The organism is Streptomyces sp. CB01881, from assembly GCF_002953255.1.
Classification (GTDB): Bacteria; Actinomycetota; Actinomycetes; order Streptomycetales; family Streptomycetaceae; genus Kitasatospora.
Map to the genome: position 1 here is coordinate 6,813,853 of NZ_CP026498.1, position 20,010 is coordinate 6,833,862.

Annotated in this window: 15 protein-coding genes and 2 pseudogenes; 13 read left to right on the plus strand and 4 right to left on the minus strand. The window is 74.5% G+C overall.

The features are described 5' to 3' along the window. The first annotated feature begins 35 nt into the window (after window positions 1-35). Window positions 36-1,718, plus strand: coding sequence for a hypothetical protein (locus C2142_RS19540; RefSeq protein WP_153882800.1), 1,683 nt, complete (start codon window positions 36-38; stop codon window positions 1,716-1,718). Between the two features lie 138 nt (window positions 1,719-1,856). Then, window positions 1,857-3,245 carry an acyltransferase gene (locus C2142_RS19545; RefSeq protein WP_162002506.1) on the plus strand — a complete coding sequence of 463 codons (1,389 nt, stop codon included), beginning with the start codon at window positions 1,857-1,859 and terminating at the stop codon, window positions 3,243-3,245. Between the two features lie 100 nt (window positions 3,246-3,345). On the opposite strand, the gene manA is transcribed toward C2142_RS19545, so the two are convergent. After that, complete coding sequence (manA, locus tag C2142_RS19550; protein ID WP_148643853.1) at window positions 3,346-4,545, minus strand: mannose-6-phosphate isomerase, class I; 1,200 nt, start codon at window positions 4,543-4,545, stop codon at window positions 3,346-3,348. Between the two features lie 291 nt (window positions 4,546-4,836). Between manA and C2142_RS19555 the strand changes: the two genes are divergently transcribed. The 5 genes and pseudogenes from C2142_RS19555 (at window position 4,837) to C2142_RS19575 (ending at window position 9,240) form a co-directional block, all read left to right on the plus strand. Further along, on the plus strand, window positions 4,837-5,610 hold the full coding sequence (locus tag C2142_RS19555; protein ID WP_194235793.1) for a polyprenol monophosphomannose synthase: 774 nt from the start codon (window positions 4,837-4,839) through the stop codon (window positions 5,608-5,610). 406 nt (window positions 5,611-6,016) lie between these two features. Next, window positions 6,017-6,988, plus strand: a complete 972-nt coding sequence (locus C2142_RS19560; protein WP_162002507.1) for an MBL fold metallo-hydrolase — start codon at window positions 6,017-6,019, stop codon at window positions 6,986-6,988. A gap of 34 nt (window positions 6,989-7,022) precedes the next feature. Then, window positions 7,023-7,598: pseudogene (locus C2142_RS19565) on the plus strand (NTP transferase domain-containing protein); the annotation flags it as partial. 182 nt (window positions 7,599-7,780) lie between these two features. Beyond that, window positions 7,781-8,032, plus strand: a pseudogene (locus C2142_RS19570) (DUF6457 domain-containing protein); the annotation flags it as partial. Beyond that, complete coding sequence (locus C2142_RS19575) at window positions 8,029-9,240, plus strand: molybdopterin molybdotransferase MoeA (RefSeq protein WP_241002667.1); 1,212 nt, start codon at window positions 8,029-8,031, stop codon at window positions 9,238-9,240. The pseudogene C2142_RS19570 and the gene C2142_RS19575, both read left to right, overlap by 4 nt. Before the next feature lie 45 nt (window positions 9,241-9,285). Here the strand turns inward: C2142_RS19575 and C2142_RS19580 are convergent, their stop codons facing one another. Continuing rightward, window positions 9,286-10,305 (minus strand): potassium channel family protein, encoded by a 1,020-nt coding sequence (locus C2142_RS19580; protein ID WP_241003228.1) that lies wholly within the window; start codon window positions 10,303-10,305, stop codon window positions 9,286-9,288. Between the two features lie 298 nt (window positions 10,306-10,603). Between C2142_RS19580 and C2142_RS19585 the strand changes: the two genes are divergently transcribed. From C2142_RS19585 to C2142_RS19605, 5 genes are all read left to right on the plus strand, one after another. Next, a complete protein-coding gene (locus C2142_RS19585; RefSeq protein WP_148643859.1) occupies window positions 10,604-11,581 on the plus strand; it encodes an NAD(P)H-quinone oxidoreductase in 978 nt (325 codons plus the stop codon). 150 nt (window positions 11,582-11,731) lie between these two features. Beyond that, window positions 11,732-12,829, plus strand: a complete 1,098-nt coding sequence (locus C2142_RS19590) for a hypothetical protein (protein WP_148643860.1) — start codon at window positions 11,732-11,734, stop codon at window positions 12,827-12,829. 210 nt (window positions 12,830-13,039) lie between these two features. Beyond that, window positions 13,040-13,600 (plus strand): bacterial proteasome activator family protein, encoded by a 561-nt coding sequence (locus C2142_RS19595; protein WP_148644887.1) that lies wholly within the window; start codon window positions 13,040-13,042, stop codon window positions 13,598-13,600. A gap of 304 nt (window positions 13,601-13,904) precedes the next feature. Continuing rightward, window positions 13,905-15,296, plus strand: a complete 1,392-nt coding sequence (locus tag C2142_RS19600; RefSeq protein WP_148643861.1) for a protein kinase — start codon at window positions 13,905-13,907, stop codon at window positions 15,294-15,296. 111 nt (window positions 15,297-15,407) lie between these two features. Continuing rightward, the gene (locus C2142_RS19605; RefSeq protein ID WP_148643862.1) at window positions 15,408-17,201 is read left to right on the plus strand and encodes a protein kinase; all 1,794 of its coding nucleotides are present in this window, start codon (window positions 15,408-15,410) and stop codon (window positions 17,199-17,201) included. Window positions 17,202-17,338: 137 nt separating this feature from the next. Here the strand turns inward: C2142_RS19605 and C2142_RS19610 are convergent, their stop codons facing one another. Next, window positions 17,339-18,427, minus strand: a complete 1,089-nt coding sequence (locus C2142_RS19610) for a phosphotransferase (RefSeq protein WP_148643863.1) — start codon at window positions 18,425-18,427, stop codon at window positions 17,339-17,341. Between the two features lie 88 nt (window positions 18,428-18,515). Beyond that, a complete protein-coding gene (locus tag C2142_RS19615) occupies window positions 18,516-19,175 on the minus strand; it encodes a response regulator transcription factor (RefSeq protein ID WP_148643864.1) in 660 nt (219 codons plus the stop codon). A 374-nt stretch (window positions 19,176-19,549) separates the two neighbouring features. On the opposite strand from C2142_RS19615, the gene C2142_RS40030 reads away from it, so the two are divergent. Continuing rightward, the coding region (locus C2142_RS40030; RefSeq protein WP_241003230.1) for a thiamine pyrophosphate-dependent enzyme at window positions 19,550-20,010 on the plus strand (461 nt) is incomplete at its 3' end.

The window sequence follows — 20,010 nt, forward strand, 5'->3', positions numbered from 1 at the left end:
ATTTGATGATCATTCAATAACCCTTGGGGGGTACGGTGCCTCGCCACCGTCTTATCGTCATCGCGGCCGCCGTTGCGGCCGGTGTCGCTGTCGTTCCGGGGCCGGCCCAGGCCGCCGATTCGCCCGCTCCCTCCGCCGGTGCCCACGGTGCGAGCACCACGCCGGCGAACAAGATCTCCAGCTCGGCGTTCAAGACCGTCAGCAGCCCCGTCGAGGCCTCGGTCGCGAAGCCCCGCGCGGCCGCGCCGGCCGCCCAGAACGGGCCCGCCGCGCAGGAGACCACGGGCGCCCCGGCCGCCACCCCCAACCTGGGGACCAGCGTGCTGGTGCAGGGCACCACCGCCTACGGCGTCAGCCTGAAGGCCGACATCGTCAGCGACCCCGTCGCCGTCAACGTCGTGATCTCATGGGGCGACGGCACCACGACCCAGGTGTTCACCAACGGCACCAGCACGGTCGAGCGCACGCACACCTACGCGAAGCTCGGCGTGTACGACGTCAAGGTGGAGCTCTCCACCGCCACCGCCACCGCGTCCAACGGCGTGACCATCGCGACCCCGGGTTCGGCCTACACCCCGGCCGGTCCGGCGCGTCTGCTGGACACCCGTGACGGCACCGGCGTGGATTCCGCCGCCAAGGTGCTGCCCGACCACTCGGTCCGGGTGAAGATCGCCGGCAACGCCGGGGTCCCGGCCGGGGCCACCGCCGTGGCGCTCAACATCACGGTCACCGACCCGGTCGGCGGCGCGGGCCACATCATCGCGTTCCCGGACGGCACCGAGCGGCCGACCACGTCGAACGTCAACTACACCGAGGGCCAGACCGTCCCGAACCTGGCCATCGTGCCGGTCGGCGCCGACGGCTACGTCACCCTGTACAACCGCGGTGCGGCCTCGGTGAACCTGATCGCCGACATCGCCGGCTACTTCAGCCACGCCCCGGCCGCCGGCTACACCGGCGTCTCCCCCACCCGCGTGGTCGACACCCGGGAGGGCCTCGGCACCGCCCGCGGCCAGGTCGCCGGCTGGGCGTCGTTCCCGGTCCAGGTGCGCGGCGCCGCCGGCGTTCCGTACGGGGCCAAGGCCGTGGCGCTCAACGTCACCGTGACCGACCCGAAGACCGACGGTCACCTGACCGTCTACCCGGGCGGCCAGGGGGCCCCGACCGCCTCCAACGTGAACTTCCGCGCCGGCCAGACCGTCGCCAACTCGGTGATCGTGCCGATCGGCGCGGACGGCCGGATCCAGGTGCTCAACGGCGCCGCGGGCGCGTCCGACGTGATCGTGGACGTCGTCGGCTACTACAGCGACGACAGCAAGAGCGCCTTCCTGCCGGTCCTCCCGCTGCGCCTGCTGGACACCCGCGAGGCCTCCTGGGGCTTCGGCCCGCTGCCCGGCCAGAACTACATCTACATGCCGCTGTCGGACGGGCACCCGCAGTTCACCGGCTTCGTGCTCAACAGCACGGTGACCAACACCAAGGACGCCGGCCACCTGACGGTCTTCCCGGACCCGAACAGCATCGACCGGTACAACAACGGCACGGCCACCGTGCCCGCCAAGCCGAACACCTCCACACTGAACTGGAAGGCCGGGGACACCGTCCCGAACCTGGTCCAGGCGAACCCCGGGGCCAACGGCATCGTCGACTTCTGGAACGCCAGCGGCGGCGACATCGACCTGGTCGTCGACATGTTCGGCGTGTACCAGGACAACTGATCCGCGAGGGATGACCTCGAAGCCCCGGGGGTGGCCGTTGGGACGGCCACCCCCGGGCGCTTCCCGTGCCCGGGGCCCGGCTGCGGAGCCGGTGCTCCGGGGACGACGGGTTCCGGTGGATGGACTACTGTCCTCGCCGTGACTCAAACACGACTGCGGCTTCCCGGTAGAGCCGGGGGGACTACGCGAGGGGCGGCGGCCGTAGGAGCCGGATCCCGGCTCGGATGGCTCGACGCCCTGCGGGGTCTGGCCGCCCTGGTGGTGGCGCTGCACCACTTCGGCATCCTCGAAATGCTGCCGTTCGGCGGCGCGATCTGGTGGCACTTCGACCTGGGCCTGTACGGCGTGATGCTGTTCTTCCTGGTCAGCGGCTACATCATCCCGGCCTCGCTGGAACGCCGGGGTGACGTGCGGGCCTTCTGGGTGGGGCGCCTGTTCCGCATCTACCCGGCGCTGATCGCCACCTTCGCAGTGTCGATCATGATGCTTCCCAAGGGCGACGGCTCGGTGGCGCTGTTCCGCACCGGCCACAACCTCATCTCGCTCGTCGCCAACGCGACGATGCTCCAGGACATGCTGAACGTGGTCAACGGCATGGGCGTGACCTGGACGCTCACCTACGAGATGATCTTCTACTTCCTCGTCACCGGCCTGTTCACCCTCGGCTGGCACAAGCGCAGCAGCAGCTTCGCCGTCGGCTTCGCCGCCGTGGGGCTGGTGTTCGGCGGTTCGCTCGCCACCACCACGATCGCCCACGACCTGGGCACGACCCGCAACCTCGTCCTGGCGGCGGCCCTGATCGTGGTGATGGGCTTCGCCTGCATGCTCAGCGGCAACCCGGTGCTGACCCGCACCGGCGGTGTCCTGGTGGCCGGGCTCGCAGTGGTGCTGCTGCTCAACAACAGCCGGGCCCCCGTCTTCGAGACCCTGCTGATCTTCGCCACGATGTTCGCCGGCACGGTGCTGTACCGGGCCGAGCACGGCCAGATCGACCGCCTGCAGGCGTGGCTGTGCTGCGGGTTCGTGGTGGTCGCGGGGGTGGCGATCGGCTGGATGTACAACCGTAACGGCGTCGAGCAGAACACCTGGAACTCGGGCTGGATCGCCTGGTCGGCGTCCTACACCGGGGCCTGGGCGACCTTCCTCGGCGGGATGGCGCTGCGCAAGCGGCGGTTCCCGAAGGTGCTCACCTGGCTCGGCGCGGTCAGCTTCTCGCTGTACCTGCTCCACGTCCCGCTGCTGCACACCATCGCCCCGCTGCTGGCGCACCCGGCCCCGACCACGCCCGGTGCGAAGACGCTGTGGGTGCTGGAGTACCTGGCCATCGCGCTGGCCGCCGCCTACCTGATGTACCGGCTGGTGGAGCTGCCCTTCCAGAAGCTGGGCCGCAAGCTGCTGAAGGCGGTCGAGCGGCGGTTCCCCGGCGAGCCGCCGGCCGCACCGCAGGGCTCCGCCCGCCCGGAGGCGGCCCCGGCGCCCGCCGAACCCGTCCGGATACCGGCCGAGGTCGGTTCCGGCACGAGCTGATCCCGGCTCCTGACCCGAGGTGGGCGGCCGGCCGCGTGACAGACGCGGCCGGCCGCCCACCGGCGTTCCGGGGTGCGGCCCCGCCCCCGGGGCGCGGCCGTCAGAGGGTGACGGTGGCGCGGAAGAGCGTCGCGCCGGTGCCGGTCAGCCTGGTGCCGGTGCCGGTCGCGGGGAGGAAGGCGGACTCACCGCTCGCGAGGTCCAGGGTGGTGCCGTCGGCGGCGGTGAGGCGGGCGGCGCCGGCGGTGCAGAGCAGGATCTGCGGGGCCCGGCCGTCGATCTCGCGCTCGCGGCCGTCCAGGGTGAAGCGGGAGAGCCGGAACTCGTCGATCGGGACGGGGTAGAGCTCCTCGCCGGGGGTGGCGTCGACGGCGGTCGGGAGCAGCAGGTCCGGGGCGCCGGAGGAGAACTCGACGACCTTGAGCAGTTCCGGCACGTCGATGTGCTTGGGGGTGAGGCCGGCCCGCAGCACGTTGTCGGAGTTGGCCTGCAGTTCGACGCAGGAGCCGTGCAGATAGGCGTGCGGCACACCGGCGCCGAGGTAGAGCGCCTGGCCGGCCCGGAGCCGGACGGCGTTGAGCAGCAGCGCGGCGATCAGGCCGCGGTCGCCGGGGAAGTCGCGGGTGATCCGGGTGTACAGCGCGTACGGGCCGTCCGGGTCCTCGGCGGCGGCCTTGTCGACCGCCTCGGCGGTGTCCCGGACGGTCGCGGCGGCGGTGGCCCCGTCCATGGTGAGGATCGCGGCCAGGGTGCTGCGCAGCGCCTCGGACTCGTCCTCGGCGCCCAGCAGGGCGATCAGCGGGTCGAGCGCCGGCACCTGGAGCCCGGCCATCACGGCGGCCGCGCCGGCCGGGGTGCGGAAGCCGCAGAGGCCGTCGAAGTCACCGAGTGCGCAGATGAGTTCGGGCTTGTGGTTGGCGTCGCGGTAGCTGCGGTGCGGGGCGTCCAGGGGGATGCCCAGGGCGTTCTCCGCGGCGTACCCGGCCCGGGCCTGGTCGAGGCTCGGGTGGGCCTGGATCGAGAGCGGGAGGCCGGCGGTCAGGACCTTGAACAGGAACGGGAGCACGGGGCCGAACCGGGCCACGGTGGCGGCGCCCAGCTCGCCCTCGGGGTCGGCGGCGATCAGCTCGTCCAGGGGACGGGGGCCGTCACCGCGGTCGGCCCGTGAGGGTGCGCCAGGGTGGGCGCCCATCCAGAGCTCGGCCTGCGGTTCACCGGTGGGTTCCTGCCCGAGCAGCTCCGGGAGTGCGGTGACCGACCCCCAGGCGTACGGGCGGACAGTGTTGACGAGCCTGTCCATGCGCGCGGTCCTGCTCCTCTGCTGCAGTGGCTGGTGTGCCGGATCGCCGGTTCGCCGGAGGCGGACCCGCGTGCGGGCGGTCCGGGCAAAGGCCGGGCATCGACCCTAGCCGACCGGTGCCGCCACCGGGGAAACGGCCGGGGCGGGCGGGGAGTGCCGTAGCCGTACCGGCGGCCCGAGGGTGCGGTAGTAGGATGCCAGGACGCAGTGGTTTCCACAGTGGTGACCAGCTCGGCGGGATGCCGAAGGGGACTGCGTTCCAGAGCCCGCCACCGGCCGAGAGGTTTGTACGTGACCGTGAACCAGCAGAGTTTTGCTGATCTCGGCAGGGTGCTGGTGATCATTCCGACGTTCAACGAGGCGGAGAACGTCGAGCGGATCGTCGGCCGGGTCCGTGCCGCGGTGCCCGAGGCCCACGTCCTGGTCGCCGACGACAACAGCCCCGACGGCACCGGTGAGCTGGCCGACAAGCTGGCCGCCGAGGACCTGAACGTGCACGTCATGCACCGGCTGGGCAAGGAAGGCCTGGGCGCCGCCTACCTGGCCGGGTTCGCCTGGGGCATCGAGCACGGCTACGACGTCCTGGTCGAGATGGACGCGGACGGTTCGCACCAGCCCGAGGAGCTCGACCGGCTGCTGGGCGCGCTGCGCGGTGCCGACCTGGTGCTGGGCTCGCGCTGGGTGCCGGGCGGCCGGGTGGTGAACTGGCCGAAGTCGCGGCTGCTGCTCTCGCGCGGCGGGTCGACGTACTCGCGGCTGATGCTGAACGTGCCGATCCGCGACGTCACCGGCGGTTACCGGGCGTTCCGCAAGGAGACCCTGCTCGGCCTGGGCATGGACGAGGTCGCCTCGGCCGGCTACTGCTTCCAGGTCGACCTGGCCTGGCGGACGGTGAAGGCCGGCTTCAAGGTGGCCGAGGTGCCGATCACCTTCGTCGAGCGCGAGCTGGGCGCGTCCAAGATGAGCCGGCACATCGTGATCGAGGCGCTCTGGCGGGTCACCGCCTGGGGCGTCACCGACCGGATCGCCAAGCTGACCGGCCGCGGTGCCGGCCACAAGGGCTGACGGTCGCAGAAGAGCAGAGCCGACCCGGTGGCAGAGCCGGGGCGGTGGAGGAGTCGAAGAGCGCTCGGGCCCGCCTGTGGGAAACAGGCGGGCCCGAGCGCTCTTCGCCGTTCCGGGGCGGGGCCGTCCGGGCCGCGGTTCAGCAGCCGCCGGGCGGCCTGAGCGCGCTCGCCGGCAGGTGGCGGTCGGCCCAGAGGGCGAGCTCGGTGAGGGCGGGGCGCGCAAGGCCAAGGCGCTCGCCGCCTGAGACCCGGCCCGTCCGGTGACGCCCGCGGCCGCTCACGCGGCGGCGGGCGTCACCGTGGAAGGCGCGCCCCGCCGGGCGCGCCTTCCGGGCATTCGGCGGGTCGTACTCCCATGCTGTAGGGCGCAGGAAGTCCGACCGCCGAACCAGAGGGAGCAGCCAGTGACGTCGTCCCCGCCCGAGAACAGCGCGGGAGCGGAGCGTGCGGGCGCCGCGGACGCCACCGGCACCGGCCCGGGGAGGAACGGGTCCGCCGAGGCGCCGGCGGCCGGGCCGCTGGAGACCGCCGTCTTCACCGGCCCCGAATCGGCCTTCTTCGCCACCTCCACCCTGATCCTCGGTGAGCGCACCGCGATCCTGGTCGACGCCCAGCTCACCCGCAGCGCCGGCCGCGAACTGGCCGAGTGGGTGGCCGGCAAGGGCCGCCGGCTGCTGGCCATCGTCATCACCCACCACCACCCCGACCACTACTTCGGCGCGGAGGAGGTGCTCAGGCTCTTCCCGGACGCGCAGCTGCTCGCCGCCCCGCCGGTGGTGGACGGCATCCTGCAGACCGCCGCCGCCAAGGTCGCCCAGTGGAAGCCGGTCTACGGGGACGACATCCCCGACCACCCGCTGGTGCCCGCCCCGCTGCTGCCCCAGCCGCTGATGATCGACCGTCAGGCGATCCCGGTGCTGCTGCTCGGCCAGGGCGACTGCGGGGGCTCCACCGTGGTGCACGTGCCCGGCATCCGCACCGTGATCGCCGGGGACTTCGTCTACAACGGCACCCACGTCTGGACCGCCGACACCACCCCGGCGGAGCGCGTCGTCTGGAGCCGCAACCTCGGCCGGATCGCCGAACTCGGCGCCGAGCGGGTGATCGCCGGCCACCGGGCGCCCGGCCAGGGCGACGACGCGGGCCGGGTGCTCGCCTTCACCGGCGAGTACCTGCAGGACTTCGACCGGCTGCTCGCCGAGCACCCGGACGACCCGGAGGAGCTGGCCACCGCGATGAACGAGCGGTACGGGGAGCTGACCCTGCCGGCCATCCTGGAGCTGAGCGCCGCCGCCAACACCGCCCGCCACCGGCAGCCGGAGGAGGACGACGGGATCGTCGACGCCGAGATCGTCGAGGACGATCCCGAGAACTGACCGGGCCCGGCCGGACCGGGCGGATACTGGCCGCATGACGCCGTTCGACGTGATCGTGCCGGCCGGTGGCGCCGCCCGCCGGCTCGGGGGAGTGGACAAGCCCGGCCTCACCGTCGGCGAGACGACCCTGCTCGACCGGGTGCTCACCGCCTGCGCCGGAGCCCGGACGGCCGTGGTGGTCGGCCCGGCCCGGCCCACCACCCGCACCGGCGTGCGCTGGACCCGTGAGCGGCCCCCGGGCGGCGGGCCGGTGGCGGCCGTCGCGGCCGGCCTCGCCGAGGTCACGGCCGAGGCGGTGCTGCTGTTCGCCGCCGACCTGCCGTTCCTGGACGAGCGGACCGTCCGCCGGCTCGCCGCCGCGCTCGCCGGGGCGGACCGGGAGACCGAGGCCGTCGTCATGGTCGACGCCGGCGGCCGCGACCAGCCGCTCGCCGCCGCTTACCGCACCGCCGCCCTGCGCACGGCCCTGGCCGCCCTCGGCGAACCGGCCGGCCTCCCGCTGCGCCGCCTGACCGGCGGCCTGCGGACGCTGCGGCTGGCCGACACCGACGACGTCACCTACGACTGCGACACCTGGGAGGACCTGGAGCGCGCCCGCGAGCGGGAGAGGGCGTAGGCCGGGGCCGACGGTCCGCACCGGGCGCACACCCGGGCGGACCCGTTCCGGGGGCCCGGTACGAGGGGCCTCACGGTGCCCCCGTACCCGTGTGAGGGAAACGACGCGCGCCGCTCACCGGGCAAACACCCCCGCGAAACCGGTGATCAGGCAGCATGGGGCCCATGGAGCGCACGCTGGATGACTGGATCGCCGAGGTCGCGGAAGAGCTGGGGATCGACCTGGACGTCGACGTCCACGGACTGCTCGACCTCGCCCGGGTGGTCGCACACGGGGTGGCCCGGCCCGCCGCGCCGCTGACCGCCTTCCTGGTCGGCTACGCGGCGGCGCAGCAGGGCGGCGGCCCGGAGGCGGTCGCCGCGGCGTCCCGGCGCACGGCCGAGCTGGCCGGGCGCTGGGTGGCGGCGGCCGGGCCGGAACAGCCGTGAGCACGGCCGAGGAGGCCCCCGTGCTCGGCCTGAAGCCCGCCGGACCGCCGTCGCTCACCTGGGCGCAGGCCCGGGAGACCGCCCGCCGGGCCGGGTCGCGCCCGCTGCCGCCCGAGCTGCTCGACCTGGCCGGGGCACTCGGCCGCACCCTGGCCGAGCCGCTCACCGCGCTCACCGACCTGCCCGCCTTCGACACCTCGGCGATGGACGGCTGGGCCGTCTCCGGACCGGGCCCCTGGCGGGTCGCCGGGAGGCTGCTGGCCGGTGAGCCGGCCGGGGCGCCGCTGGCCGACGGCGCGGCCGTCGAGATCGCCACCGGTGCCCAGCTGCCGCCCGGCGCCACGGCCGTGCTCCGGCGCGAGCACGGCGGGCAGGACGGCGTGCTGCTGCACGACCGGACCCCGGGCTCGCTGACCACCGGTCAGGACGTCCGCCCGCGCGGCCAGGAGTGCCGCCGGGGCGAGGTGCTGCTCCCGGTCGGTACGCGGGTCGGCCCGGCCGTGCTGGGCCTGGCCGCGGCCAGCGGCCACGACCGGCTGGCCGTCCGCCGCCGGCCGGTGGTCGAACTCCTCGTGCTGGGCGACGAACTGCTCGGCTCCGGGCTGCCGCGCCCCGGCCTCGTCCGGGACGCGCTCGGCCCGCTGCTGCCGCCGTGGCTGCGCGCGGCCGGCGCCGAGGTGGGCGCGGTGCGCGCCGTCCGGGACGACTTCGGGCTGCTCCGGGACGCCGTCCGGCACTCCGCCGCGGACGTGGTGGTCACCACCGGGGGGACGGCCGCCGGGCCGGTCGACTTCCTGCACCGGGCGCTCGCCGAGGCCGGCGGCCGGCTGCTGGTGGACGGGGTGGCCGTCCGCCCCGGTCATCCGATGCTGCTCGCCGAGCTCCCGGGCGGCCGCCACCTGGTGGGCCTGCCCGGCAATCCGTTGGCCGCGGTGGCCGGCACCGTCACGCTGGCCCTGCCGCTGCTGCACGCCCGCGGCGGCCGGTCGGCCGGCGAGCCGGTGCTCGCGCCCGCCGCCGTCGAGCTGCCCGGCCACCCGGCGGACACCCGGCTGCTGCCGGTCCGCCGGACCCTGCGCGGCGCCGTCCCGCTGGCCTTCGACGGGCCGGCGATGCTGCGCGGCCTGGCCCGGGCCGAGGCGCTCGCGGTGGTGCCGCCCGGCGGGGTGGCGGCCGGCGAGGCGGTGGAGCTGCTGGACACCCCCTGACCGGCCGGATCCCGGGGCCGTCCGGATCCGGGGCCGTTCCGGGCCTCAGCCGGCGGGCGTGACGGCCGGCCTGATGGTGATGACCCGGTCGGTGAGCTGGAGGGTGGCGGCCTCCGGGTCGTTGAAGTTGAGCACCCGCCGGCCGCGCACCACCGCGACGACGAGGTCCGCGCACTCGCGCGGGCTGTGCCCGGCCTCGGCCCGGATGACCGGCCGCTCGTAGATGTCGAGGCCGGTGCCGTAGGTGAGCAGGTCCTCCATCACCGCGCCGGCGTGCGGGCTGAGCATCGACATGCCGAGCAGCCGGCCGGCCGAGCTGGAGCTGGTGACCACGACGTCGGCGCCGCTCTGCCGGAGCAGCGGGGCGTTCTCGTCCTCCCGCACGGCGGCGACCACGGTGGCGGCCTTGTTGAGCTGGCGGGCGGTCAGGGTGATCAGGACGGCGGTGTCGTCGCGTTCGGGGGCGACGACGACGCGGGAGGCGCGGGGGAGTTCGGCGCGCAGCAGGGTGTCGGTACGGGTCGCGTCGCCGACCACGCCGACCAGTCCGTCCAGGGTGGCCTGCTCGATGACCTTGCGCTGCGGGTCGACGACCACGATCTCGTCCCGGCGGACGCCCTGGCCGAGCAGGGTGTCGACGGCGCTGCGGCCCTTGGTGCCGTAGCCGATCACGACGGTGTGTTCCCTCACTGCGGACCTCCAGCGTCCGATCCGCCACTGCAGGCGGGTGCGTTCGGTGAGCACTTCGAGCGTGGTGCCGACCAGGATGATCAGGAAGAGCACGCGCAGCGGTGTGATCACGAAGATGTTGGTGAGCCGGGCGCTGTCGCTGAACGGGGTGATGTCGCCGTACCCGGTGGTGGAGAGCGTCACGGTGGCGTAGTAGGCCGCGTCGAGGAAGTCCACGCCCCCGCCCGCGTTGTCGTTGTAGCCGGCGCGGTCCAGCCAGACGATCACGGTGGTGGCCACCAGCACGCCGAGTGCCAGCAGCAGCCGCCCCGACACCTGGCGCAGCGGTGCCCGGGGCTTGCGCGCGGGCATGATGACCCGGTCGCCCGCCTCCACGTCGGACTCCGCACGGCCGGTGCGGCGTCCCGGCAGGCGGTGCCGGACGCCGGTTTCGTCCGGTTCGGAGGGCTGCTCACCATTCGTCACCCGTCCAGGATGGCGTGGCCGCCGGGTGGCGGAGGACCGGGGTGGCTGCCCGGGCGTGTCGGTACCGGGGCGGTGCCGCCGGGCGGAGCAGGTGTCACGGCCCGGAAACCACGGCCCCGTTCGGCGGCGGCGGCCGGTCGCGGCGGCCGGCGGCCCGGGCCGCGCGGGGCGCCTCCGCGCGCCGGCCGGTACGCAGTAGCTTCGGGGCATGTACGCGATGACGATTCCTGAACCCGGCGGGCCCGAGGCACTGGTCTGGGCCGAGGTGCCGGACCCGGTGCCCGGCGAGGGCGAGGTCCTGGTCGAGGTGGCGGCCACCGCGGTCAACCGCGCCGACCTGCTCCAGCGGCAGGGCTTCTACAACCCCCCGCCCGGCAGCCCGTCCTACCCCGGACTGGAGTGCGCGGGCCGGATCGTCGCGCTCGGGCCCGGGGTGGCCGGCTGGGCGGTCGGCGACGAGGTCTGCGCGCTGCTGGCCGGCGGCGGCTACGCGCAGCTGGTGGCGGTGCCGTCCGGGCAGCTGCTGCCGGTGCCGAAGGGCCTCACCGTCGAGGAGGCCGCGGCGCTGCCCGAGGTGGTCTCGACGGTCTGGTCCAACGTCTTCCTCACCGCCCACCTGCGGCCGGGCGAGACGGTGCTGGTGCACGGCGGTGCCAGCGGCATCGGGACGATGGCGATCCAGCTGGCCAAGGCGGTCGGCGCCCGGGTGGCGGTGACGGCGGGCAGCGCGGAGAAGCTGGCGCGGTGCGCCGAGCTGGGCGCGGACATCACGATCAACTACCGCGAGCAGGACTTCGTCGAGGTGCTCCGGGAGGCCACCGGCGGCGCCGGTGCGGACGTGATCCTGGACATCATGGGCGCCAAGTACCTCCAGCGGAACGTGGACGCACTGGCGGTCAACGGCCGGCTGGTGATCATCGGGCTGCAGGGCGGCGTGCAGGGCGAGATCGACCTCAACACGCTGCTGCGCAAGCGCGGCGCGGTGATCGCCACCAACCTGCGCGGGCGGCCGCTGGCGGAGAAGGCCGCGATCGTGGCGGCGGTGCGCGAGCACGTCTGGCCGCTGGTCGAGTCGGGGGTGGTCAGGCCGGTGATCGACCGGGTGCTGCCGCTGACCGGCGCCGCCGAGGCGCACCGGGTGCTGGCCGCCGGCGAGCAGGTCGGCAAGGTGGTGCTGCGGGCCTGACGGCGGTTGCCGCGGGAGCGGGGGCGGCGGGGCGGTCGGTGCACGGCCGTCCGGAATGCCTGGAATGCCGGATTGTGTGAATCTGGTCGGGAGCTGTCCCGCCGCCGACCCCGCCCCCGTGCGCGGTCGGCCGTCGGAAGGACCTCGACCGTGGCCGCACCTTCGAAGACGTTCCCCGGGCTGCTGCCCGCCGCGCCGTGCCGCCGCTGTACCCGGGGCCGCGGCCGACCCACCCGCAGGGACGCCGGCCGTCGCCGGGCCGGCCGCCGGCTCCGGCTGCTGCTGGCGGTGGCGGCGCTCGGGCTCGCCGTGCCGCTGGGCATCGCTCCGGTGGCGGTCGCGGCGACGGCGGCCCCCTCGGAACAACCGTCCGGGGCGGGGGCGGCCTTCGAGGCCGGCGTCCCGGCCGGTCCGTCCGTGGCGGCCGGTCCGTCCGTGGCGGCCGGTCCGTCCGTAGTGGCCGATCCGGCGGAGCCCTCGGCGTCCGCAGAGCCGTCGACACCGTCCGGGCCGTCGACACCGTCCGGGCCGTCGACACCGTCCGGGCCGTCGACGCCGTCCGGGCCGTCCGGAGCCGTCAGTGCGCCGGCCACCGGTCCGGGGCGGTCCGGCTCGCCGTCCGCGGGGGCCGTGACCGACCCCTCGCCCCCGGCCGGGCCGTTCTCCGGGGCCGCGCCGACGCCGAGCGACGTGCCGGCGGACGAGCCGAGTGCGCCGCCGACCGGCCCGCCCGTGCCCGTACCCGCGCCCGCCGCGGCCCCGGTCCCGGGACCGGCGGCGGAGCCCTCGTCGGACGTCCCCGGACCGGCCGCCGCACCACCGCGGCACCAGGGCGTCCGCCCCCGTCCGGGGACGGGGGCGGACGGGCCTTGGGCGGACGCGGCCGGACACCGGCACCGGCTGGCATCGGCGCCCGAGCGGGCCGACGCCGCCCCGGACCGGACCCGGGACCGGGCCCCCGCGCAGGCTCCCGACCGGCAGCCGGAGCAGGCCCCCGCCCAGCCCGCCGAGGCCGGTTCGGCCCAGGTGGTGGCCGGACCCGACGCCACCGCTCCGGACGGGGACGCCGCCCCCGACAGCGCGGCGCTGGCGGCCGGCCCGGCCGCCCAGCAGGCCGCTGCGACCGGCCCCGCCGTGATCCCCGCCCGGTGGGGCGACGCCTCCACGCTCCAGCTGCCGCTAGGTGCCGGGCTCGGGCTGATCGGCTGCGGGCTGGGACTGATCGGCCTGCGCCTGCGCAAGGGCTGACCCCGGGCGGGTCCCGACGCCCCCGCGCGAACTGAGTATCCGTACGGATGCCGGGACGCCGCGCGGGGGCGTACGGTCGTGCCCGGTGACGGGCGGAACGGCCGGAGACGGGGCGGCCGGGGGCTTCCGTCCGGGCAACCCCAGTGAGGGAGAATGTTGTTCATGACGAATCCGATGAACGAGCGCTCGCCGCAGGAGCTGTACCAGGCCATGGGCGGGCAGTCGCAGGACGGCCAGAAGGTGCTGATCGTCGGACCGGACGGGCTGCCGGTGGGCCACGGTTTCGCGGGCTCGGCGGGGGACGACGACGGCGACGGGCCGCGCGAACTCCCGGTGACCGAGATGGTGGAACAGCCCGCCAAGGTCATGCGGATCGGCAGCATGATCAAGCAGCTGCTGGAGGAGGTCCGGGCGGCCCCCCTCGACGAGGCCAGCCGGGCCCGGCTGAAGGACATCCACGCCAGCTCCATCAAGGAGCTCGAACTCGGCCTGGCGCCCGAACTGGTCGCCGAGCTGGAACGGTTGTCGCTGCCGTTCACCGAGGACTCCATCCCCACCGAGGCCGAGCTGCGGATCGCGCAGGCCCAGCTGGTGGGCTGGCTGGAGGGGCTGTTCCACGGCATCCAGACCGCGCTGTTCGCCCAGCAGATGGCGGCGCGGGCGCAGCTGGAGCAGATGCGCCGGGCGCTGCCGCCCGGTCTGCACGGCGGCGAGCAGGAGGGCGAGGAGCCCGGCGAGGGCCGCGGCATCCGTTCCGGCCCGTACCTGTAGGCCCTTCCCGCCGCTGCGGGTCCCGGCCGGGGGCGGCCCGGGCGGTGGGACGTACCGCCACCACCCGCTGCCGGACGGACCGGCGCACGCAGGACCACCGGGTGCCGGATCGCGGCTCGGACACAGTGTCGGCCCTGCGCCGATCACCGTCGCCGCGAGCCGATACCCTTGGCCCCTGTCGCAGGCCGGGTGAGCCGCCGCGACAGGGGCGGGCAGGCCGGCGGGCCGGGCCCGCAGTACGCACGGACGAGACCGAACGTCACGGTTGCGGCGCCACGGCCGCGCCGAGGGGGAGCAGAGGACCATGAGCGAGCACGGCAACGCGGCGGTCGAGGGCCACTCCCTGGGCAACGGCAGGTACGTGCTGCAGCGGGTGCTCGGCGAGGGCGGCATGGCCTCGGTGCACCTCGCCTACGACAACGTGCTGGACCGCCAGGTCGCACTGAAGAGCATGCACGCCGAGCTGGGCCGGGACGACACCTTCAAGGAGCGGTTCCGCCGCGAGGCGCAGTCGGTGGCCCGGCTGGAGCACACCAACATCGTCACCGTCTACGACAGCGGCGAGGACATCGCCCCGGACGGTTCCAGCACCCCGTTCATCGTGATGCAGCTGGTCGACGGCAAGGGCCTGCGCGACGCGATCAACGAGGCGGTCGCGCAGTACGGCGCGATGCCCGTCGAGGAGGCGCTGCGGATCACCGTCGGCGTGCTGAACGCGCTGGAGGCCTCGCACGACCAGGGCCTGGTGCACCGTGACATCAAGCCCGGCAACGTCATGTTCGACCGCAAGGGCACCGTCAAGGTGATGGACTTCGGCATCGCCCGCGCGCTGGACAGCGGCGTCACCTCGATGACCCAGACCGGCATGGTCGTCGGCACGCCGCAGTACCTCTCGCCCGAGCAGGCGCTCGGCAAGCCGGTGGACGCCCGCTCCGACCTCTACTCGGTCGGCGTGATGCTCTTCGAGATGCTCACCGGCCGGCTGGTCTTCGACGGCGACTCGGCGTTCTCGATCGCCTACAAGCACGTCCAGGAGGAGCCGTCCGCGCCGTCCGCCATCAACCGGGCGGTCGGCCCGGCGGTGGACGCCTTCGTCGCGCAGGCGCTGCGCAAGGACCCGGCGCACCGGTTCCCGAGCGCGGCGGCGATGCGCGACGAGGCGGAGCGGCTGATCGCGGCGGAGAAGGGCGGCGGCAACGGCAACTCCCTCGCCGCCAGCACCCCGCTGCTGATCACCGACGGCCCGCGCTCGGTGCACGCCGCACCGCAGGCGCCGCAGACCCCGCAGCCGTTCCAGCAGCAGTTCCAGACGCCGCCGCCGGCCTTCCAGACCCCGCCCCCGCACCTCCAGCAGACGCCGCAGCCCTTCCCGCAGCAGTTCCAGACGCCGCCGCCGGCCTTCCAGACCCCGCCCCCGCACCTCCAGCAGACCCCGCAGCCCTTCCCGCAGCAGGCGCACACCCCGCCGCCGCAGCCGATGCCGCCGTTCCAGCCGGCCCCCGCGTCGAACAGCGGCGGCTGCTCCACGGCGCTGGTGATCGTCGGCATCATCATCGGCGTGATCGTGCTGGCGATCATCATCATCGCCATCGTGGTGACCAAGTCGGAGAAGACCACCGGTACCACCAAGAGCCCGCGCGGGACGGCCGCCGTTCTCCACCTGGACATCCCGGCCGACCGGAATGGCCTGCTCTGACGCGGTACGCCCGTATCGGGCGTGCTACGGGTGACGGCCGGAGGCGGTAGCGTTCGGGGACACGAAGCGACAGGGCACCGCGATCCGAGCGAAGGCCCGGGGCGAGGAGCGATGGCACAGACGCAGCAGCCGGACGACGAGGGTGCCCGGGCGTCCGGTCCGGCCGGCGAGGCTCCGTACCCGCCCGGTGCCGGTAACGACAGCGCCGCCACCACTGCACTCCCGCCGTACGTCGGAGGCCCGCACACGCCCGGTCGCGGCACCGCGGCCCCGCTCGGCACGGTCGGCGACGGCCGCTACCGGCTGACCCACCGGCTCGGCCGCGGCGGCATGGCCGAGGTGTTCGCCGCCCAGGACATCCGGCTCGGCCGGACCGTCGCCGTCAAGCTGCTCCGCGGCGAACTCGCCCAGGACGACATCGCCCGGCTGCGCTTCACGCGCGAGGCGCACGCCGTCGCGGCGCTCAACCACCACTCGATCGTCGCGGTCTACGACACCGGCGAGGAGTACGTCGGGGACGAGTCGACGCCGTACATCGTGATGGAGCTGGTCGAGGGCCGCACCGTCCGCGAGCTGCTGGTGGACGAGGAGGCGCCGCCCGTCGACCAGGCGCTGATCATCATCGCCGGGGTGCTGGAGGCGCTCGCCTACAGCCACCGGCACGGCATCGTGCACCGCGACATCAAGCCGGCCAACGTCATCATCACCACCACCGGCGCGGTCAAGGTGATGGACTTCGGCATCGCCCGCGCGCTGACCGGCACCGCCAGCACCATGACCCAGACCGGCATGGTCATGGGCACCCCGCAGTACCTCTCGCCCGAGCAGGCGCTCGGCAAGCCGGTCGACCACCGCTCCGACCTGTACGCGGCCGGCTGCATGCTCTACGAGCTGCTGACGCTGCGCCCGCCGTTCACCGGCGACACCCCGCTCTCGGTGGTCTACCAGCACGTGCAGGACATGCCGGTGCCGCCGTCGCAGGCCAACCCGCGGGTGCCGGCGGGGCTCGACCCGCTGGTGCTGCGCTCGCTGGCGAAGAACCCGGACGACCGCTTCCAGGACGCCGACGAGTTCCGCGCCCACCTCCAGCACGCGCTGCGCGAGATGCACGGCGCCGGCGGGGCCTGGGCGGCCGGTGCCGCGGCGGCCGGGCTGGCGGCAGCCGGCCAGGGCCACAGCGGTGCCACCCCGGTCATCGGCACGGACGAGACGGCCGTCCTCGGGGCCGGGTCCGCCGTACCGGGCGACCAGACCACGATGCTGCCGTACCACCCGCCCGGCGGCCCGCACACGCCGGCCTCGCCCTACCCGGGTGTCGGCGGGCCGTACAACGGTGGCGGCGAGGGCCCGGGCGACGGCGGCGACGGTGACGGCGACGGCCACGGCCGGCGGCGCGGGCCGTGGGCCTGGCTGGCCGGTGCCGCGGCGGTGCTGGTGGCGTCGGGCGTCGGGATCGCGCTCGCGCTCAGCGGCAACGGAGGCGGAGGCGGCCACAACCCCACCCCGACGCCCAGCGCGCCGGTCTCGGTGGTCACCTCGCCGGAGGCCACCACGCCCACCACCGGTTCGACCTCGACCACGGCGCCGACCTCGCAGAGCAGCAGCCGGCGGCCGCAGCAGCCGACGGACAACGGGAACAACCAGAGCCCGGCGGCCAGCCAGCCCACCGGCAAGCACACGCAGACCCCGACCATGCCGGCCACCGGTACCAAGACGCCGACGTCCACCATGTCGGCGACCGGCACGCCCACCGGCGGTGCGACCAGCAGCCCGACGGGCGGCGGCGGGGCGACCGGCACGCCGACGACCGGCACCGGGGGCGGGGCGACCGGCACCGGGGCGCCGCCGACGAAGCCGGGGATCCCCACGAGTGGGGCGACCCCTCCGATCGGCGGCGGGAACTGACCACGCGGGCCGGCTGACGGCCCGCAGCGGGTACGGGTCCGGGCCGGTCGTCGGCCCGGACCCGTCGGCCGCCCGGCCGCCCGTCGCCCGGCCGCCCGTCGGCCGGGCGCCCGGGTCGGTTGGCCAAGGCGTGCAGGTCAGTTGGCGAAGGCGTCCAGGACCTGCTCGTACTCCTGGCACCACCACGCCAACTGGCCCGCCGAGGCGGGGTAGAGCGGGTCGGCCCGGTGGTCGGCCCGCTGGTAGCGCCACTGGAGCATCCAGAAGTCGTTGAGCCGTTCCCACCAGACCCGGTGCGCGGCGGCCGCCAGGTGCTCCGCCGTGGCGGCCCCGGTGGCCCGGTAGGCCTGCGAGTAGTGCCGGACCCGGACGAGGTCGAGCGCCCCCGTCGTCCGGTCGTTGAAGACCAGGGTGGCGGCGCGGACGGCCTCCTCGGCGCGCGGCTGCGGCCCCAGCTTGTCCCAGTCCAGGACGGCCGAGACCCGGCCGTCCAGGTGCAGCAGGTTGAGCCCGTGGAAGTCGCCGTGCGTCCAGCCGGTGGGCGGGGCGGCCTGCGGGGCCGGACGCCGGTGGGCGTACTCGGCGAGCAGGTCCAGCCGCTCGGTGAGGCGCCGCTCGACCAGCCCGTCCAGTTCGCCGTGCGGGCGGTGCCCGCGGGCGCGCCGCCGGAGGTCGCGGGCGAGTGCGGCGCTGTCCAGCGGGTCGGCGGTGCGGTAGCCGGCGGGTTGTGCGACCGGGGCGCAGACGTCGTCGAGCGCGCCGTGCAGGCGGCCGAGCAGCGCGCCGAGCGCGTCGCACTGCAGCAGGGAGAGGTCGGTACCGTGCCGGTGTCGGCCATCCACCCAGGGGAAGAGCGCGAACAGCCGGCCGCCGAACGCGGCCACCGTGCCCTCCCGTTCGGCACAGCCCAGCGGGGGTGCGACCGGCAGTCCGAGGGCGTGCAGCGCGGCCATCGCGCGGTGGTGGTCGGCGATCGAGCGGCGGTTGGCGGTGGCGGCGTCGACGTAGCACTTCAGGAAGTACGCCCCGGCCTCGGTGGTCACGCGGTAGCCCCGGTTCAGCAGGCCCTCGGCGACCGGCTCGGCGGTCAGCAGACGTCCGACCCGGTAACGGCGCAGGACTTCGGCCAGGGCCGCGTGCGGGACGGGCGGGCTGAGGGTCCCTATCGGGGGAGCGGAGAGGTCGGGGCGGGCCGGGGCGCAGGCGAGGGTCTGGCTGAAAGTCACAGCCCGAGGTTAGGGCCCCCTGGCGGGGGTCCTTGACAAACCGTCAGTTGTCTGTATGTGACAGGGGTGACCGGCCGCGGACGGCCGGTCAGTAGTGCTGGTCGGCCTGGTGCCGGGCGACGAAGGCGGCGGCCTGGGTGCGCCGCTCCATGCCCATCTTGGCGAGCAGGCTGGAGACGTAGTTCTTCACCGTCTTCTCGGCCAGGTGCAGTTCGTTGCCGATCTGGCGGTTGGTCATCCCCTCGCCGATCAGGTCGAGGATGCGCCGTTCCTGCTTGGTGAGCTGGGCCAGCCGCTCGTCCTCCTTCTCGCCGCCGTTGCGCAGCCGGGCCAGTACCCGGCTGGTGGCGACCGGGTCGAGCAGCGACTTGCCGGCCGCGACGTCCCGGACCGCGGTGATCAGGTCGGTGCCGCGGATCGCCTTCAGGACGTACCCGGAGGCGCCCGCCATGATCGAGTCGAACAGCGCCTCGTCGTCCGAGAACGAGGTCAGCATGAGGCACTTGATCCCCGGCAGCCGGGAGCGGACCTCCCGGCAGACCTCGACGCCGTTGCCGTCCGGGAGCCGGACGTCGAGCACCGCGACGTCGGGGTGGACGGCGGGGATCCTCGTGATCGCCTCGGCGGCGGTGCCGGCCTCGCCGACCACCTCGATGTCGTCCTCGACCGAGAGGAGATCGTGGACGCCCCGCCGGACCACCTCGTGATCGTCGAGCAGGAATACCCTGATTTGTCCGTTATCAGTCACCCACAAAGCCTCCCATATCACCCTACGAAAGACCTATCGCCCGCTCCTCCCCGGGGTCGTTATCCGGCCACCTCGGCGGAAACCGATGCCGGTAACCCCCTTACGTACGGGCCTCCACCCGGATAACGTGCGCAGGTGTCCTGAAGGCGACCGATTTTGAGAGCTGCGCCACACCCGCAGTTGTCAGAGCTCAACAACTAGGACGTCCTAGCGCAAGCGCGATTGAAGCCGCCGCTGGGTAACGTTCTCGTGAGGGACGCCGTCGGAAAAGGATCACCACCTGCCTCGCAGTCGGTGCGCACACCCACGCGCGCCCCGCGAGGCGGTGACCGGACCGGTCACCGGCGACCCCGGGCGGCCGGACAGACCGAGGAGTGAACGTGACCGTCAAAAGCACGGCGAGGGCTCGCAAGAAGGCGGCCCCCGGCGTCCCTGACACCCTCCGCGCCACGGGTACGGACGCCCAGGCGGAGCTCGTACAACTGCTCACCCCGGAAGGCGAGCGGATCGAGCACCCGGACTACCCGCTCACCACCACTCCGGACGAGCTGCGCGCCCTCTACCGCGACCTGGTGCTGGTGCGCCGGTTCGACGCCGAGGCGACCGCGCTGCAGCGCCAGGGCGAGCTGGGCCTGTGGGCCTCGCTGCTCGGCCAGGAGGCCGCCCAGGTCGGCTCCGGCCGGGCCATGCGCACCGGCGACTACGCCTTCCCCACCTACCGCGAGCACGGCGTGGCCTGGTGCCGCGACGTCGACCCGCTGAACCTGCTCGGCATGTTCCGCGGCGTGAACCACGGCGGCTGGGACCCGAACGAGAAGAACTTCCACCTCTACAC

Excerpts from the sequence above, each read along its gene's own strand:
- C2142_RS19585 (WP_148643859.1), top strand. The coding sequence starts at position 10,604 with ATGTACGCGATGACGATTCCTGAACCCGGCGGGCCCGAGGCACTGGTC.
- manA (WP_148643853.1), bottom strand. The coding sequence starts at position 4,545 with ATGGACAGGCTCGTCAACACTGTCCGCCCGTACGCCTGGGGGTCGGTC.
- C2142_RS19595 (WP_148644887.1), top strand. The coding sequence starts at position 13,040 with ATGGGCGGGCAGTCGCAGGACGGCCAGAAGGTGCTGATCGTCGGACCG.
- C2142_RS19600 (WP_148643861.1), top strand. The coding sequence starts at position 13,905 with ATGAGCGAGCACGGCAACGCGGCGGTCGAGGGCCACTCCCTGGGCAAC.
- C2142_RS19605 (WP_148643862.1), top strand. The coding sequence starts at position 15,408 with ATGGCACAGACGCAGCAGCCGGACGACGAGGGTGCCCGGGCGTCCGGT.